The 16,367-nt window shown below is 49.0% G+C and carries 11 protein-coding genes, 1 tRNA gene and 1 pseudogene; 7 read left to right on the forward strand and 6 right to left on the reverse strand.

The features are described 5' to 3' along the window. Positions 1-4: 4 nt before the first annotated feature. The 3 genes and pseudogenes from OGY33_RS23640 to OGY33_RS24630 all read right to left on the reverse strand — a co-directional run. Complete coding sequence (locus OGY33_RS23640; protein ID WP_191238894.1) at positions 5-640, reverse strand: HNH endonuclease; 636 nt, start codon at positions 638-640, stop codon at positions 5-7. A gap of 217 nt (positions 641-857) precedes the next feature. Further along, the gene (locus OGY33_RS23645) at positions 858-2,378 is read right to left on the reverse strand and encodes a hypothetical protein (protein ID WP_286572417.1); all 1,521 of its coding nucleotides are present in this window, start codon (positions 2,376-2,378) and stop codon (positions 858-860) included. 401 nt (positions 2,379-2,779) lie between these two features. Next, a pseudogene (locus OGY33_RS24630) lies at positions 2,780-2,926 on the reverse strand (integrase core domain-containing protein); the annotation flags it as partial. A gap of 471 nt (positions 2,927-3,397) precedes the next feature. Here OGY33_RS24630 and OGY33_RS23655 point away from each other — a divergent pair. The 5 genes from OGY33_RS23655 to OGY33_RS23675 all read left to right on the forward strand — a co-directional run bounded on the left by OGY33_RS23655 (position 3,398) and on the right by OGY33_RS23675 (position 13,576). After that, positions 3,398-3,637, forward strand: coding sequence for an HTH-like domain-containing protein (locus tag OGY33_RS23655; protein ID WP_025368503.1), 240 nt, complete (start codon positions 3,398-3,400; stop codon positions 3,635-3,637). Between the two features lie 56 nt (positions 3,638-3,693). After that, entirely contained in the window at positions 3,694-7,236 is a 3,543-nt protein-coding gene (locus OGY33_RS23660) for a helicase-related protein (RefSeq protein WP_191238896.1), read from the forward strand. Then, positions 7,233-7,682, forward strand: coding sequence for an AAA family ATPase (locus OGY33_RS23665; RefSeq protein WP_262411186.1), 450 nt, complete (start codon positions 7,233-7,235; stop codon positions 7,680-7,682). Before OGY33_RS23660 ends, OGY33_RS23665 begins: the two co-directional genes overlap by 4 nt. A 13-nt stretch (positions 7,683-7,695) precedes the next feature. Beyond that, positions 7,696-10,617, forward strand: coding sequence for a DUF1156 domain-containing protein (locus OGY33_RS23670; RefSeq protein ID WP_191238897.1), 2,922 nt, complete (start codon positions 7,696-7,698; stop codon positions 10,615-10,617). A gap of 109 nt (positions 10,618-10,726) precedes the next feature. Then, positions 10,727-13,576: an ATP-binding protein gene (locus OGY33_RS23675; RefSeq protein WP_191238898.1), complete on the forward strand. Its 2,850-nt coding sequence runs from the start codon at positions 10,727-10,729 to the stop codon at positions 13,574-13,576. A gap of 36 nt (positions 13,577-13,612) precedes the next feature. Here the strand turns inward: OGY33_RS23675 and OGY33_RS23680 are convergent, their stop codons facing one another. The 3 genes from OGY33_RS23680 to OGY33_RS23690 form a co-directional block, all read right to left on the reverse strand. Beyond that, complete coding sequence (locus tag OGY33_RS23680) at positions 13,613-13,915, reverse strand: hypothetical protein (protein WP_191238899.1); 303 nt, start codon at positions 13,913-13,915, stop codon at positions 13,613-13,615. Positions 13,916-13,936: 21 nt separating this feature from the next. Continuing rightward, positions 13,937-14,167, reverse strand: coding sequence for a JAB domain-containing protein (locus OGY33_RS23685; protein ID WP_191219586.1), 231 nt, complete (start codon positions 14,165-14,167; stop codon positions 13,937-13,939). Between the two features lie 188 nt (positions 14,168-14,355). Beyond that, a tRNA-Leu gene (locus tag OGY33_RS23690) sits at positions 14,356-14,440 on the reverse strand. A 289-nt stretch (positions 14,441-14,729) separates the two neighbouring features. Here OGY33_RS23690 and OGY33_RS23695 point away from each other — a divergent pair. Both OGY33_RS23695 and OGY33_RS23700 read left to right on the forward strand, forming a co-directional pair. Further along, positions 14,730-15,743: an HNH endonuclease gene (locus OGY33_RS23695; RefSeq protein ID WP_191238900.1), complete on the forward strand. Its 1,014-nt coding sequence runs from the start codon at positions 14,730-14,732 to the stop codon at positions 15,741-15,743. After that, on the forward strand, positions 15,743-16,324 hold the full coding sequence (locus OGY33_RS23700) for a class I SAM-dependent methyltransferase (protein ID WP_191238901.1): 582 nt from the start codon (positions 15,743-15,745) through the stop codon (positions 16,322-16,324). The genes OGY33_RS23695 and OGY33_RS23700 overlap by 1 nt, the downstream gene beginning before the upstream one ends. Positions 16,325-16,367 lie beyond the last annotated feature (43 nt).

Here is a 16,367-nt window from a genome sequence, read left to right on the forward strand (position 1 = left end):
GCTTTCAGCACAGCATATTTTTCAGTTCTTCTGGGGTATACGGCGGCATGCGCCGGTGCAACATAGCATGACAATTTGGACACACGGGGATCAGGTCATTGATGGGATCAAGGCGGTAGTCTTCTTTAATTACCGATAGAGGGACCAGGTGATGAACATGGATAAACCCTTCGGCAATCTTACCGTAGACCTTTGACATATCGATGCCACACACTTTGCACTGATAGCCGTGGTGGCGAAGCGCTGCCTGTCGGGCATTGCGGTCGCGCTCATAGCGATTCACAGTCACCAGAGTCGTTGCCCCTTCTATATATTCAGTTTGCGCCTCAAGTTCTTCAGGGAAGATCGTGTCGCTCACCACCGCAGCACGATTTTTATCCTGAACAATGTGAAAACCTTGCTCAGTCAATAATCTAACGCATTTCGAACTGATACCGCCGGAGAAATCCTGAGGGGTAAACGCTTTGCCCGTCAAAAGCGTCGCCGCAATTCCGGCAATAGCTTTTGATGGATAGCGTCGCCCCTGAAATTCCAGCTCATAAAGTCGTGCCTCTTTGAAACGATGCGAGAAGCCCGAGTCATAGGCGTGAATGGCCTTGATGATGTACTCGCGCGGCAGCGTGTCAGGTAGTTCATTCATGGGTCAGGTTCCTTTAACCAGAGGCTTTCTGAAATAACGGCAAGCGATAAAGTGACATCGATAGTGTATCGCCTCACTCCTCTTGATCAGGTGATATTTTGCGAGCATCATCGACCTGATGACAAGTTTGTCTGGGGTTTGGATAGTCAATCTAAAGCTCTTTCATAAATACGCGTCCCCACTGAAAAAGATATCAATTCAGATCACAGATACAAAATTATAAATATTCTAATTCATTAATCCCTCTCTTCCATGTATAACGCAAAAGCTGCTGTTTATTAAAATCAATATAATAGCACGATCTTTCACCACTTATTATTTTTGAGGCTACAGACTCATTTATTCTTCCATTTTTACCTCTCCAGGTTGAAATCAAAGTTGGTTTACCGGCCCTCTGTTCAACACGTAACCAAATATAATCTAACACATCTCCACCTGTTATCATTGAATTATCCTCAAATGTAATCATAGTATCTGATGATGGTTTCATCATCAGCGTTGTTATCAATTGACCTCTATCCAGACTCTGAAAAAAAAGCGTCATTTTAGATAATCGTTCAATAGTCAAAGGTTTTGTCTTGATTATAGCATTGATAAATTTATTATTTCCCATTATTGCTTCAGGGTTACTTATAACTACCGAAAACCCATTCAATGAAAAGTAATATTTAGACATTCCGTCAAAAACATTTCCAAGCGATATTTCAAGGCCTTCATCAATAATATTTGATACGTAATCCGCAGATGATTCAACATCGTCATCATTTTCAGAAAAACTCTTTTCTACGCGTGCTATAATTATTTCTTTATATCTATCTCTATAATAATCATCTTGTTTTTTATTTTTTAAAAAATTGATTAAATCATCAATATAAGACCCATCATCACCAATTTTTATCAAATATTGTGCTAATTCAATGCGATTTTGATCACCACGGATAGAATTTATATTTTCCAGGGCAAATTGGCGGGCACGCTCTTTATCAAACAAAGCTATATTTCTAAAGGAATACATTATAATACCTTCATCATATCGATTACTACTATCGTTAAGTATACTTAATGACCAAGGTAAAAGAGAGCGATCTTTACTCATATACTCTAAAACATCTAATTTTTTACTATTGCTAAACTCAGAATTACCGAGTATACCCGTTATTTCTTTCCCGATATCATCTTCAAGCATCAGGCCAAAAACCCCACGACTCCATACTATCAACCTTAATGCATCTCTGTATTGGCGCTCATCAGTTTTTGGATCCAGGACTAGAGACATTAAACGTTTTTTTTCAGAGTTATTTAATGTAATACTTGCAATACCTGACTGTGCTTTATCTCTCTCATATTTAAGTGTTAGGGAATCTAATAATGCATTGGTTCTTAATTCATCCAGAACACGCCCTCCCCCACTATCATTATCCTCAAAGCGAAGCCAATGGCGTACAGTATCTTTATAATAAGCTGTTAACTCTTTATTAATACTGTTATAACCGACAAACCCTGCGGCAGTGATAAACACAGCAAAAAGGGCAGATCCATACTGCAGCCATGAACGTGTTTTATCCAAAATGTTCATTGTCTTAGTTATAGCATTATCAGTAATTTCAGCCTTTGCATTATCGATTTTATCTTCTATTCTTTGCATCAACCGAACATTTTCTTCACGTAACTGTTCCAGTTCATGCTTATGTTTTAGAATATCACGTTCAACTATAAGTGTAGCCAAATCCTTTTCCATCATTCATTCCTATATTGTATGAACCAAAATATTAAACTGGAGAATTGAACTTACATACCTCAAGTCATGGATAGCTTTGATATTAACATTCTTTTGGTGATAGTAGAATATTCTATATCATTCTGTTTTCTGCTGTTATAGCGTATTTCAATTTATTCCAAAAAATCACTAAATCATCCACCTATATTTAGTAAAGCTGTTTCTTTAATCATTCATAATCAGATACTGGAAAAACTATATCCTACAGTATTATCGCGATAGCTGCAGTGATTCCCCTTGCAATCTCCAAACTATGTGGTTTTAGAGAGAAGGTCATTTTGTAAATAGACCTATTTTAGTTCCATGATTTTTGGAGGTTCCGGCCAAATAAAGGCGCTGTTGGTATCTCTCCGTACTGCCCACACTTTATTCAGCACTATGAACAGATAAAAATCGAGTATTTCTGTACGGTATGTCCTGTTAAAATACTCAATGAAAACATTTTGGGTAAGCTTACCTAGCTGGATAAACTCCAGTTTTACTGCATGTCTCTCTGTCCATTCAGCTAAATAGCTGCGCCTAATACCTGCTTTTGAGTCTTCAAGGCTTCAGACAATTGCCAATGGGGCCGCTTGGCACTGCAATGCCTTGGGTAACATCAAGAGTAGTGATAGCACGACTTACAGTGAAGTTGCGCTGGGCAATGTGTACAGTAGCAACCCAAAAACCGAAAAGCGGGTTACTTGGCGTGGGGTTAGCCAAGGTAATCTGCGAACGTCTGACGACACAGTTTGCAGAATCGATACGTTGACCCGTCTGAAGCGTACCGATGATAGTAGGCCTCCCTCGTAGTTGATGGGGAAATGATCACTTGATTTGCGCGAGGTTTAGGGAAGGTACGAATGTTTACTGAGTAATGAATAATCAGCAGTACAAAAAACTGTCAGGTGAATGACGTCAAAGGTTGATGATGCTTGCACTGACTGTATTCAGTAGCTAATTTAGCTAAATTAGCTGTGTTAGTTTACTTGGAGTCATTAGTGTCTGAACAAGAGATCTATCAGCAGATCAAGCAAGCCTTGTCAGTTGCACCTCGCAACCAATATACAGTCGAGCTACATCTGCAAATGCTCAAATATGCTGATGAGCTTAAACACGTGACTTCGCGGGAGTTTTGTGAAGGGGTTGGGCTCAAAGAGAGCCTTGGTACTGAATTCAGCAAGATGCGTAATCTGACTACTCGACTAAAGCTTGCAGGGCTCGATACCTACAAGCTCTAATATCGTTCAACTTCGCGAAAACCGGTTTATAAACCAGCAAGTTACTAAGGAACAACATGCTCAAGCTCGAAGAGATCAAGAAAGATGCTCAGGTCCGCGGCATTGTCGAAGGACAAGTGGTTCGCGTTGTGACTGTGGAGCAGATCGGTGAGCACGCTCTGACGGTTTACTACAAAGACAGTAAGGGCGTATTAGCAGAACGCATGTTGTTTCGAAATGATGAGATGGCACTTGAGCTCGCGACAATGGGTCGAGCATGGGCGTTTGATGCCGACGGGGGCGATTTCAAACTAGGACTGGAAGCATACCGGATATCACAGGCCGCGCTGTTTGATCCGATGATGGCTGTCAACATGGCCAATGTTGACCCCTTGCCGCACCAAATTTCAGCCGTCTACGAATATATGTTACCAAAGCAGCCGCTGCGCTATGTCTTGGCCGATGATCCTGGCGCGGGCAAAACGATTATGGCTGGCTTGTTCATTTCTGAGCTGCTGCTGCGAGCTGATGCCAGACGGATTATGGTGGTATCGCCTGGCTCACTGACCGAACAATGGCAAGACGAACTATTTGAAAAGTTTGGCCTGCAATTTGAAATCTTCAGCAAAGAAAAGCAGGAGCAGTGTGCAACGGGCAATTTTTTTACCGAAACCGATCGCTTGATTTGCCGTCTGGATCAGCTTTCCCGTAGCGAAGAGCTACAAGAAAAGCTACGCAATACCGACTGGGATTTGATCATTGTCGACGAAGCGCACAAACTCTCAGCGAACTATTTTGGTAACAAAATCAATAAGACCAAGCGCTTCGCACTAGGCGAACTGCTTGGGTCTATTTGCCGCCATTTCTTGTTGATGACAGCCACGCCACACAATGGCAAGGAAGAAGACTTTCAGGTCTGGATGTCACTGCTCGACAGTGATCGGTTCTACGGCAAGTTTCGCGAAGGCGCCCATAAAGTCGATATTACTGACATGATGCGCAGAATGGTGAAAGAAGAGCTATTGACCTTTGATGGCACACCGTTATTTCCTGAGCGTCGAGCCTATACAGCCAACTATGATCTCTCTCCTCTCGAAGCAAGTCTTTATGAGCAGGTCACCACTTATGTGAGAGAAGAGATGAATCGAGCCGACAAACTCGACAACAAGAAAAAAAACACAGTTGGCTTTGCACTAACGCAATTGCAACGACGATTGGCATCCAGCCCGGAGGCGATCTATCAATCGTTAAAACGGCGTCGTAATCGTCTTAAAGACAAGCTTGCAGAGATGAAGCTATTGGCCCGTGGCCAGAAGGCGAAACAAACCGGTGTAGCTGAAACGCTGGGTAGCTATACAGTGACTAAACAGCTCGATTTACCGGATAATTGGGACGATCTGGATGAAGATTTAAGCGCTGAAGAGTACGAGCTCTATGCTGAGCAAGTAGCAGATCAGGCTACTGCAGCCGAGACCATATTAGAGCTCGACGCCGAAATCCAGTCACTCAAGGCTCTGGAGCAACAAGCTCTGGTGCTGGTGCAATCAGGCAATGATAAAAAGTGGGAACAGCTATCTGCTTTACTGCAAGACTCGCCGGAAATGAAAAACCGCGATGGTAGCCATCGTAAACTGATCATCTTTACCGAGCATAAAGACACGCTCAATTATTTGCGTCAGCGAGTCAGTGATCTGCTTGGCCAGCCAAACGCTGTCAGGGTGATTTACGGCGGAACCAACCGTGATGAGCGGCGTAAAATCCAGAGTGAGTTTCGCAGTGACCCCACAGTGTTGGTGCTCATTGCCACCGACGCTGCGGGTGAAGGTGTCAACCTGCAAAACGCAAACTTGATGGTCAACTATGACCTGCCATGGAACCCCAATCGACTGGAACAGCGCTTTGGCAGGATTCACCGAATTGGCCAAAAAGAGGTGTGCCACCTGTGGAACATTGTCGCCAATGAAACCCGTGAAGGTGAAGTATTCCAAAAACTGTTCGCCAAGTTAGATATTGAGAAACAAGCACTTGGTGGCAAGGTGTTCGACATATTAGGGGAGGCGTTCGACAACGTTTCACTCAAACAGTTGCTGATGGATGCTATTCGCTATGGTGAAGATCCTGCTGTGCGCGCCAGAATGGACCAAGCAATTGAGGGGGCACTGGATAGCGACCACCTCAAGGAGATCATGCGCCGCAACGCCCTGGTGGAATCCCACATGGGAATGGAAGGGCTGTACGCCATCAAAGAGCAGATGGAAAAAGCCGAAGCGCGCCGTTTGCAGCCCTTTTTTATCCGAGCCTTCTTTCAGGAGGCCTTCCAAAGGTTGGGGGGCGATTTGCGCGAGCGCGAACAAGGCCGATACGAGATCAGGCATGTCCCAGCGGTTATCCGCGAGCGAGATCGCACCATAGGGGAAAGCCGTACGCCGGTACTACCGCGTTACGAGCGGGTCTGCTTCGAAAAGCAGTTAACTCGTCCTACTGGCAAGGTGTTAGCTGAGCTGTTGCACCCGGTGCATCCTCTGATGCATTCCGTGCTGGATCTCACCTTGCAAGCCCATCGCGGCAAACTGAAACAGGGCGCCGTGTTGGTTGATCCGGCTGATGATGGTGATGAACCCCGCCTGATCATTATGTTGGAACACTCGGTCAGAGAAACGGCGGAACAAGCAAAAAGTATCGCCTCCCGCCGCTTGCAATTTGTTGCGATAGATAGAGCCTGTCAGGCCAGTTATGCAGGCTGGGCGCCACACTTGGACTTGGTGCCCATCAGCGAGGGAGACTTGGCACTAGTACAAGATATTTTCTGCTCCCCTTGGTTATCCCAACCACTGGAACCACTGGCACTGCAGCTGGCCTCTGAAAAACTGGTGCCAGAGCATTTTGCTGAAGTAAAAACCCGGCGTGAGCAGCAGGCAGACAAAACCTTGGCAGCAGTACATGAGCGTTTGATCAAAGAAATCAACTATTGGCAAGACCGCTATCTCAAACTCAGTGATGATGTGAAGTCTGGCAAGCAGCCCAGAATGCAGCCAGAAAACGCGCGGCGCCGCGTCGATGAACTCACCGCCCGTTTACAGCAGCGCACAGCTGAACTTATTTCGCTCAAGCAGGTGGTCTCCAGCACACCGGTAGTGGTAGGTAGTGCTCTGGTTATCCCGCAAGGGCTATTGGCCAAACGTAAAGGGGAGGTCGTCTTTAGCCCCGATGCGGCCAGCCGCGCCCAAATCGAAAGCGTTGCGATGCAGGCGGTAACCGATGCGGAACAAGCGTTAGGCCACATGGTTATTGATGTAGCAGCGGATAAATGTGGATGGGATCTCACCTCGCGCCCGCCACTCAAAAGTGATGGTTCCTTGCCACAAGATCGTCACATTGAAGTGAAAGGCCGCAGCAAAGGACAGATCACCATCACCGTCAGCCGTAACGAGATCCTCTATGCCCTTAACCAGGCAGACAAATTTTTGCTGGCTATCGTGCTGGTAGAGGGGGACAAGGCTGAAGGCCCGTATTACATTCGCCAGCCTTTCACCAAAGAGCCCGATCTGGGAGTGGCGAGCATCAATTACGACTTAGCGGATTTGCTGGCACGATCCACCGATGCTGAAGGAAGCTTATGAAAACTGAACAAGTTAGCTTAAAAAACTTCCGATGTTTTGAGCAGCTCAATGTGACATTCCACCCGCAGTTGACTGTGTTAATCGCCCCCAATGGCGCGGGTAAAACTACGATCCTTGATGCAGTACGCATTGCGTTATGGCCCTTTGTCAAAGGCTTTTATCTGGGTAGCCAAACAGGCAAGTCGGCCACCATTCAGATTGAAGATGTGCGTATTGAACGCCGCGAGCAAGAAATGAAACCGATAATACCCACACTGACCAGAGGGCAGCGTCACCCAGTCGTACAAACACGTGACATGCTGGGGTTGAATAAGGCTCCCAATCTGGTCAGTGAACGGAAAAAATGGTTCACCCAAACTGTTGCTGTGCTAAAAACGGCGCCAGACGATATCGACCAATTTTTGCAATTAGCACCATTTCGCGCACTGATTGCTGCATCCATTTAATGTTGGAAAAATCATGACCCCCATCAAATCCCCCAAAAAACTTATTGAAGTGGCGCTGCCGCTGGACGATATCAACGCCGCAGCGGCGCGGGAAAAATCCATCCGCCACGGTCACCCCTCCACCTTGCACCTATGGTGGGCGCGCCGCCCCTTGGCCACTGCGCGGGCGGTGATTTTTGCCCAGATGGTGAACGACCCTGGTTACCAGCAGGGAGAGGGCTTTAAGTACGGGGTGAACAAGCAAGAGGCGGCCAAAAAGCGCGAGAAGCTGTTTAATATCCTGCGCGAGCTGGTGAAGTGGGAAAACACCAATAATGAGACCGTGCTCAATCAGGCGCGCGCGGCCATCATGGAGAGCTGGCGCGAAATCTGCGCCCTTAACAAAGACCATCCAGATGCGGCCGAACTGTTTAACCCCAACAAATTGCCCGGCTTTCACGACCCCTTCGCTGGCGGCGGCGCGCTGCCGCTCGAAGCTCAGCGCTTAGGATTGGAATCCCATGCCTCTGACTTAAATCCAGTGGCTGTCACTATCAACAAGGCGATGATTGAGATCCCGCCCAAATTTGCCGGCCGAGCACCTGTGGGGCCAGAGCCTGTCGCCGATAAAATCAGCAAGAAAAAGGCAACTAAAGATGCCTTTGAAGACTGGTCGGGGGCCAAGGGGCTGGCCGAAGATGTGCGCCGTTATGGCGCCTGGATGCGCGATGAGGCCGAGAAACGTATCGGTCATCTCTATCCCAAGGTATTGGTGACCGAGGCGATGGTCGCCGAGCGGCCAGACTTAGCGCCCTATTTGGGTGATGAACTGACGGTAATTGCCTGGCTGTGGGCGCGTACGGTGAAAAGCCCGAGCCCGGCTTTTGCCCATGTCGAGGTGCCGCTGGCCTCAAGCTTTATTCTCTCCTCGAAGACCGGCAAAGAGGCCTATGTCGAGCCAGTGGTGCAAGGGGATAGCTACCACTTTACCGTTAAAGTTGGCACGCCACCCTTATCGGCAAAAAATGGCACCAAATTGGCAAGGGGGGCAAATTTTGAGTGCCTACTGTCAAAGGCGCCTATCGAGGGTAAACATGTTAAGGCCGAAGGTCTTGCCGGTCGATTAGGTCAGCGTTTGATGGCAATTGTCGCAGAAGGTAAGAAAGGGCGAGTTTACTTGTCACCTTTAAGCGAACATCAAGTTGTTGCGAACAGTGCCATACCACAATGGAGGCCCGGAAATGCGTTGCCAGATGACCCTCGTAACTTTTGGACATTAAGCTACGGCTTGGCAAAATACGGCGATCTATTCACCTCCCGCCAATTAGTGGGGCTGACCACTTTCTCCGAGCTAGTGGATGATGCCATTGCCCGCTGCCGAGACGATGCGCTTGCAGCGGGCATGGCGGACGATGGCCAAGGACTAGATGCCGGTGGAACCGGCGCCACCGCCTATGGGCAAGCGGTTGGGGTGTATCTTACTTTTGGCATCAATAAAATGAGTGACAGAGGCTCATCGATTTGTGGGTGGGACTCAAGCCGAGATAGTTTGAGAAATACTTTTGGTAGACAAGCAATCCCCATGACTTGGGATTTTGCAGAAGCAAACTTCATCGGTGGGTCGGCTGGTAGCTATGAAAATGCTCTTGATCAAGGCATCCGAGTATTAAGTGAATATTTGCCAGCATACGGCCGAGGTATAGTAAGTCAGTCTGATGCTCAAACACAGAATATTAGCCGAGATAAAGTTATTTCCTCCGACCCACCTTATTACGACAATATCGGTTATGCCGATCTGTCGGATTTTTTCTATGTCTGGCTACGCAAATCCTTGCGACCGATTTTTCCCGGTCTTTATGCCACCATTGCGGTGCCGAAGGCCGAGGAGCTGGTGGCTACGCCGTATCGCCACGGTGGCAAGAACGGCGCCGAGGCATTCTTTTTAGATGGCATGGGCAAGGCGATTCGACAACTGGCCGAGCAGGCCCACCCGGCGTTTCCGGTCACTATCTACTATGCCTTTAAGCAGTCGGAAACCAAAGCCGACGGCACCTCCAGCGCCGGCTGGGAGACCTTTTTGCAGGCGGTAATCGACGCTGGTTTTGCCATTAATGGCACTTGGCCAATGCGCACCGAGATGGGCAATCGCATGATCGGTTCTGGCACCAATGCGCTGGCCTCAAGCGTAGTGCTGGTGTGCAATAAACGCGCGGCGAATGCCGATAGCATCAGCCGCCGTCAGTTTATCCGCGAACTTAACCGGGTATTGCCGGAGGCGCTGGATGAAATGACCCAGGGCAGCATCGATGCCCAGGGGATAAGCCAATCAGCGGTGGCGCCGGTGGACTTGTCGCAAGCCATTATTGGCCCCGGCATGGGCATCTTCAGTAAATATGCTGCGGTGCTCGAAGCTGATGGCAGCAAGATGAGCGTGAAAACAGCACTGCAACTGATTAACCGCTTCTTGGCCGAAGATGACTTTGACCACGATACCCAATTCTGTCTGCACTGGTTTGAACAGCAGGGTTGGCGCGTGGGTAAGTTCGGTGAAGCCGACGTATTAGCTCGCGCCAAGGGCACCAGCGTGGCAGGCTTGCAAGAGGCCGGGGTGATAAGTAGCGGCCAGGGTGAGGTGCAACTACTCAAATGGACCGAACTGCCCACCGACTGGGCACCAGAGCGAGACAACCGTACCCCCGTATGGGAAGGACTGCATCAGCTGATCCGGATCCTGAACAGCGAAGGCGCCAGCGGCGCCGGTGCCATGCTGGGGCGCCTCTCAGACAAGAGCGATGCGATCCGCTCGCTGGCTTATCGACTCTATACCCTCTGCGAGCGTAAAGGCTGGGCACAAGAAGCCCGCGCCTATAACGAATTGGTCACCGCGTGGGATGCGATTCAAAGCGCCATGGCCGACAATGGTCAAGTGGGGGAAAGCTATAGCCTGGATCTATAAAGATGAGAAGTCGAAGATTCCTGAGCCGATAGGCGACGACACCTCTTTGCTCAATAAATTTGGAGCCCCAAACCAACATTGAATTGGATTGAAACGGGATAATGAAACTATGAGTTTGAAACCTTGGCGTGAGATTGCGCGCCCGCATCGCGATGTACTGGAAGGCACCTTTAAACAGTCGGAATTTGCAGCAGATATTACTCAGGTCGCCAATGGCTCTGCGCCAGCAGAGTATCAGGATGCTGAGCAATTTTTTGCCCGCACCTTTATCACGGAAGGGATGCGCTTGTTATTAGGGTCAGTCGCCGAGCGGCTGGCAGGCAAGGCCGGTGATCCGGTGATCCAGCTGCAAACGGCTTTTGGTGGCGGTAAAACTCACACTATGCTTGCGGTCTATCACTTGGCCTCACGCACAGTGACCACGGATCGCTTGCAGGGTATTCCGCCGATTTTGGATGCGGCAGGGATTCATGATTTACCCAGTGCCCGAGTGGCGGTGATCGATGGGATTAACTTGTCGGTGAGCCAAGCGCGTACGCACGGTGTGATCCATGCCAATACCCTGTGGGGGGAGCTAGCCTGGCAACTTTTGGGCGATGAAGGCTATGAGCTAGTGGCGGAAAGTGACCGCGATGGCACATCACCGGGCAAAGAGCAGTTAGTTAAATTGCTGACCAAGGCGGCACCCTGTGTGGTGTTGATGGATGAGCTGGTGGCTTTTTTGCGTCAGTTGGAAGTCGGCAAGCAGTTTAATGCCGGAACCTTCGACTCCAATATCACCTTTATTCAGGCATTGACTGAAGCGATGAAGTCGGTACCCAATGCCATGTTGTTGGCTTCTTTGCCTGAGTCGGCCTTGGAAGTGGGTGGCACTATGGGGCAGAAGGCACTGGATTCGCTGGAGAAATATTTTGCTCGGGTAGAGTCGGTATGGAAGCCGGTAGCCACTGAAGAGGCCTTTGAGATTGTACGCCGTCGTTTGTTTGAGTCGGCTGGTGATGCCGCTCAGGTGCAGGGTATTGCGCAGCAGTATGCGGACTTCTATCGCCAGCATGCGCAAGAGTTTCCGAACGAAACACAATCCAGCCACTATTACGACCGACTATGCAAGTCATACCCGATCCACCCGGAGGTATTTGACCGACTTTATGAGGATTGGTCGACGCTGGACAAGTTTCAGCGCACCCGTGGGGTGTTGCAATATATGGCGATAGTGATCCATCGCTTGTGGGTCGCGGATAACCGCGATGCGCTGATCATGCCGGGGTCGTTGCCCCTTGATGACAGCAATGTGCGTGGCAAGAGCATTCATTATCTGCCACAAGGGTGGGAACCGGTCATCGAAAAAGAGGTGGATGGCTCGCGCTCTGAAGCGGCAGATATCGATAATCAAGATACCCGTTTTGGCCAATTCCACGCCGCTCGCAGGGTGATGCGTACCCTGTTTTTGGGTAGTGCACCCAGTACAGGCGATCAGATGCATCGCGGCCTGCTGGCTGAGCGGATTATGCTGGGCGCCTGCTCGCCCGGGCAAACAGTGGCCACCTTTAAGGATGTGTTGGTTCGGCTGCGAGATCGTCTGACCTACCTTTATGGCGATAAAGATCGTTTTTGGCTGGATACTAAGCCTAATCTGCGTCGGGAAATGGAAACCCGTAAGAGTAAAATCAGTGAGCGTGAAGAGTTGACGCCGCTGCTTAAGAAGTCAGTGACTGCGTGTTTTGGCTCCCAGCACTGTTTTGCTGGGATACACGTTTTCACACCTTCCAGCGATGTGCTTGATGAATACGGCAATGGACCGCGTTTGGTGGTACTGGAGCCGTCGGCATTTTCTGCTTATAGCCGTAGTAGCAGTACTAACCAGGCATTCAAAGCAGCTGAGGTGATCTTGTTTAAACGTGGTGAGCAACCACGTGTGAAACAAAATCGGCTGTTCTTTCTCGCTGCCGATTATGACAGTCTGAATCGTTTGAAAGATCAGGGGAGAACGTATCTGGCCTGGCACTCTATCGTTACCGATATTGAAAACGGAGTGTTGAATCAGGATCTTGCGCATTTGACCCAAGCTAAGGGGAATCGCGATACGGCGAAGAAGCAGTTTGATAGCCTGGTCCGCGACACTTATAAGTGGCTACTGGCGCCGCTGCAGGATCCCGGTAAACAGCTGGAGTGGGAGGTGTCGCAAATCTCTTCCAGCGCACCTAAATTAGTCCAGGAAATAGAAAGTAAACTAGCTGAAGAGGAGTGGTTGATCAAAGAGTGGTCACCGGTTCATCTGCGCAATTTGTTGGAAAAATACTATTTTGCCAACGGGGTAGAGTCAGTCAGTGCATTGAAGGTGTGGCAGGATGCCTGTCAGTACCTGTATATGCCTCGTTTGGTAAATGACCAAGTATTGCGTCGAACTGTTGAAGAGGCTGTCAAGAGTACCGATTTCTTCGCTTTTGCGTCCGGTCTGCGTGACGATCGCTTTGAAGGGTTTGCTTTTGGCAAATCATCCACTTTGTTTTTGGATGAGAACAGCGTTCTGATTAGCTGGGATGTTGCGCTGCGCTATCAAGCCAAGCTGGAGCAGGAAGCCCTTGAAAAGAGTAAAGAAGAGCGTAAGAGGGTTGATCCGGATAAAGACGGCCGCGATGGGACCGATAAGGACGAATCGGATGACAGCAAGGACATGGGTTCTGGAACTGGTTCAGTGAGACCCCAACCGACTGTAACAGAGAGCCAGAAAACACGGTTTTATGGTTCAGTGCGACTTGATGCCCTCAGAGCCAAAATGGATTTTGCTAATATCATGGACGAGGTGGTGCAAAATTTTGCCAGCCAATATGGTGTAGAGGTGGAGATCTCCATTGAGATCAATGCACGCTCTGAGAAAGGGTTTGATGCAAATTTACAGCGAGCTATAAAAGAAAACTGCAGCATGCTGAAGTTTGGTAATGCTGAATTTGAAGAGTAAAACGCAAAAAATGAAGGCCGGATTTTCCGGCCTTTTTTACATCCAATGCCGGGGAATGGTGAGTTCGAAGGATTGTGCGGCATAGCGCAGCATACTCAAAATTTCGCTGTACCGGGCTTTGTCAATGACATGCCCGGCCTGGCGCTGCTCTAGCATCTTCTGCAGCTCCGGCAAGTTGAACATGCCAAGACGATGGAAGTTACCCCAGGTGGGTTGGCCAAACAGGTTGTAGATCACCACAGTGCTATCTCGTTCACTGGCCAGTCGTTTTTCACCGAGGAGTTTGGTCAATGCTTCTTCGGCTTCATCTTTGTCATCATAGGTGTTTAGCAGTTTCATAGTCGGATGTTCTGGGAGAATTTAAGCTGCAGATTCTAGCAAAAATGTTGACTTAACCACAGCGAGAGTGATTAACCCAAGCCCCCTCTCCGCAAGCGACATCATTCCTTCTGCGGCAACAACCAGATGATCGAGGAGCCGGATATCGACCAGCCCCAGCGCACTTTGCAATCGCAGGGTGATCTCAATATTCGCCCCACCTTTAAATAAAAGGTGGGGGGTTAAGTAATTATTCCCATACAACTGCATCATCTCTTACAGATACTGTACATGGTTATATGTCCCGCGAATTGCGTTCTTGTCCATATGCGCGTTCAATCTACGCTGAGTTAAAGCCCAGCTCGCGCAAGATGCTGCTAATCGTTATAGCGGGAATGATGGATAAATACTGGATTTCAGGCACAAAAAAAGACGTCCGTTGACGTCTATTGATGTTCCGATGGTGCCGAAGGCCGGACTCGAACCGGCACGTATTTCTACGGTTGATTTTGAATCAACTGCGTCTACCGATTTCGCCACTCCGGCACGGAAGGGATGCGGAAAACGTTGTGGATTATACCTGTCATGCGCCACCATGCAAGCACCAGCATGCGATAGTCTCGCTAAGTGTCGAAAAAAACAGCGTCATTCCTGTTCGGCCTCTCTACTCCCCTGTTTGCCCCTTCGCTTCTCACCCTTAACCTGATTATTTTAGGAATCCGCTTCGCAAAAAAATGCAACGTGACCCGCTCGGTTTACATTTGCTGCCGTTTACTATGAGATGTCGTTACTGAATCCCGTAATAGCGGTTACTCACCGCGCTCAGGACACCGTTATGCGTTTCTATCAGGTTGAACCCACGCTGGAGAACTACTGGCGCGGGATTATCCTTTTCGGCAAAAATGTGGCTTCCTACAAGTTTGCCCTCGCCCACGCGTTGTACGATCTCAAACCTGACGGCAGCGATCTGATCGCGCTTGAGGATCTGGCCGTACCATTCAGCGCCCATTTATGCCGTCATCTAAAACACGCACCAAAGCAGATTACCTCACGAAGCAGCCAGTTTATTGCCGCCTGTACGCAATTTAATAACGGCGAGATCACGCGTGATGAACTCACCGCCATCACTGTTCGCCAGGGGTTTAACAACGTGATTGATGCCTTTCACAATGTGAATCAGGGTGAGATTGAGAAACGCTTTTTTATCGATGAGCGCAAAACGCATAAAGGCATCCGGATGACGGATAACTTTTACAATCTGGGTGAACGCCTGCAATACCGAAACTTCAGTTTTGAAACTGACGCACGCTGGAACCTGGTCGAGCAGGGCTGGGCAATGAATATATCCAGCCACCTGATTAACATTGAATATGACGACGATGACCAAATGTTGTTTAGCAGGAAAAGTGACCGGCGGGTGGCAATCTCCAGCTGTCGGGACAGCCTTAACGGCTATCAGAAGGGGCGCTGCTTCTACTGTTTTGCCCCCATCAGCCTGCAAGCTGGCGATGACACTTTCGCTGATGTTGATCATTTTATTCCGTGGAAAGCACGGGGACAGGTGGCGAATATCGATGGCGTCTGGAATCTGGTCCTCGCCTGCAAGGAGTGTAACCGTGGTGGGAAAGGTAAATTTGCCCAACTTCCTTCGACCAGGCTACTCCAGCGCCTACGGGACCGAAATGAATACTTCATTAACAGCCATCTTCCGCTGCGCGAAACGTTGATTCGCCAGACCGGTGCAACCCAGGCGCAGAGAAACACATTTTTGAACGACAGCTGGAACGAGGCGATTAAAATACTCTTTCACCAGTGGGAACCCATTGCACAAGGAACGGATACATTCTGATGACCCTTGAATATTACCAGCGCCATGCGCAAGATTTTTTCAGCTCGACGGTTAATGTCGATATGGAGTCGCTTTATCAACCTTTTCTGCAACGCATCGCAGAAGGCGGGCGTATTCTGGATGCGGGTTGCGGCTCGGGGCGCGACAGCAAAGCATTTCTTGAGAAGGGGTATAGGGTCGAGGCTTTCGACGCCTCATCGGAAATGGTTAACCTTGCCAGCCAGCATGCCGGGCTGCGCGTCAGACAGATGACATTCAACGATATCGCCGATATTGAACACTATGATGGTATCTGGTGCTGCGCGTCGTTGCTGCATGTAAGTGCCGAAGAGTTACCGAGCGTAATGAGCAAACTCTCCCATGCGCTTAAAAAGGGCGGTACCTGGTATGTGTCGTTCAAATACGGTGAAACTGAACGAGTGAAAGACGGCCGCCACTTTACCGATCTCACCGAGCAAAGGCTGGAAAAGCTGATTGCACCGCTGACGGATATCACGCTACTCAGCAGTTGGACAACGTGCGATAAGCGTCCCGACCGTGACGAAATGTGGCTCAATGCGCTGCTGCAGAAAAGGCCTTAATCCCCCCTTCTGCGAAGCGTCCCGTTTCCCCATGCTCTACACT

The sequence above is a fragment of the Citrobacter sp. Cpo032 genome (assembly GCF_030332975.1).
Classification (GTDB): Bacteria; Pseudomonadota; Gammaproteobacteria; order Enterobacterales; family Enterobacteriaceae; genus Citrobacter; species Citrobacter portucalensis.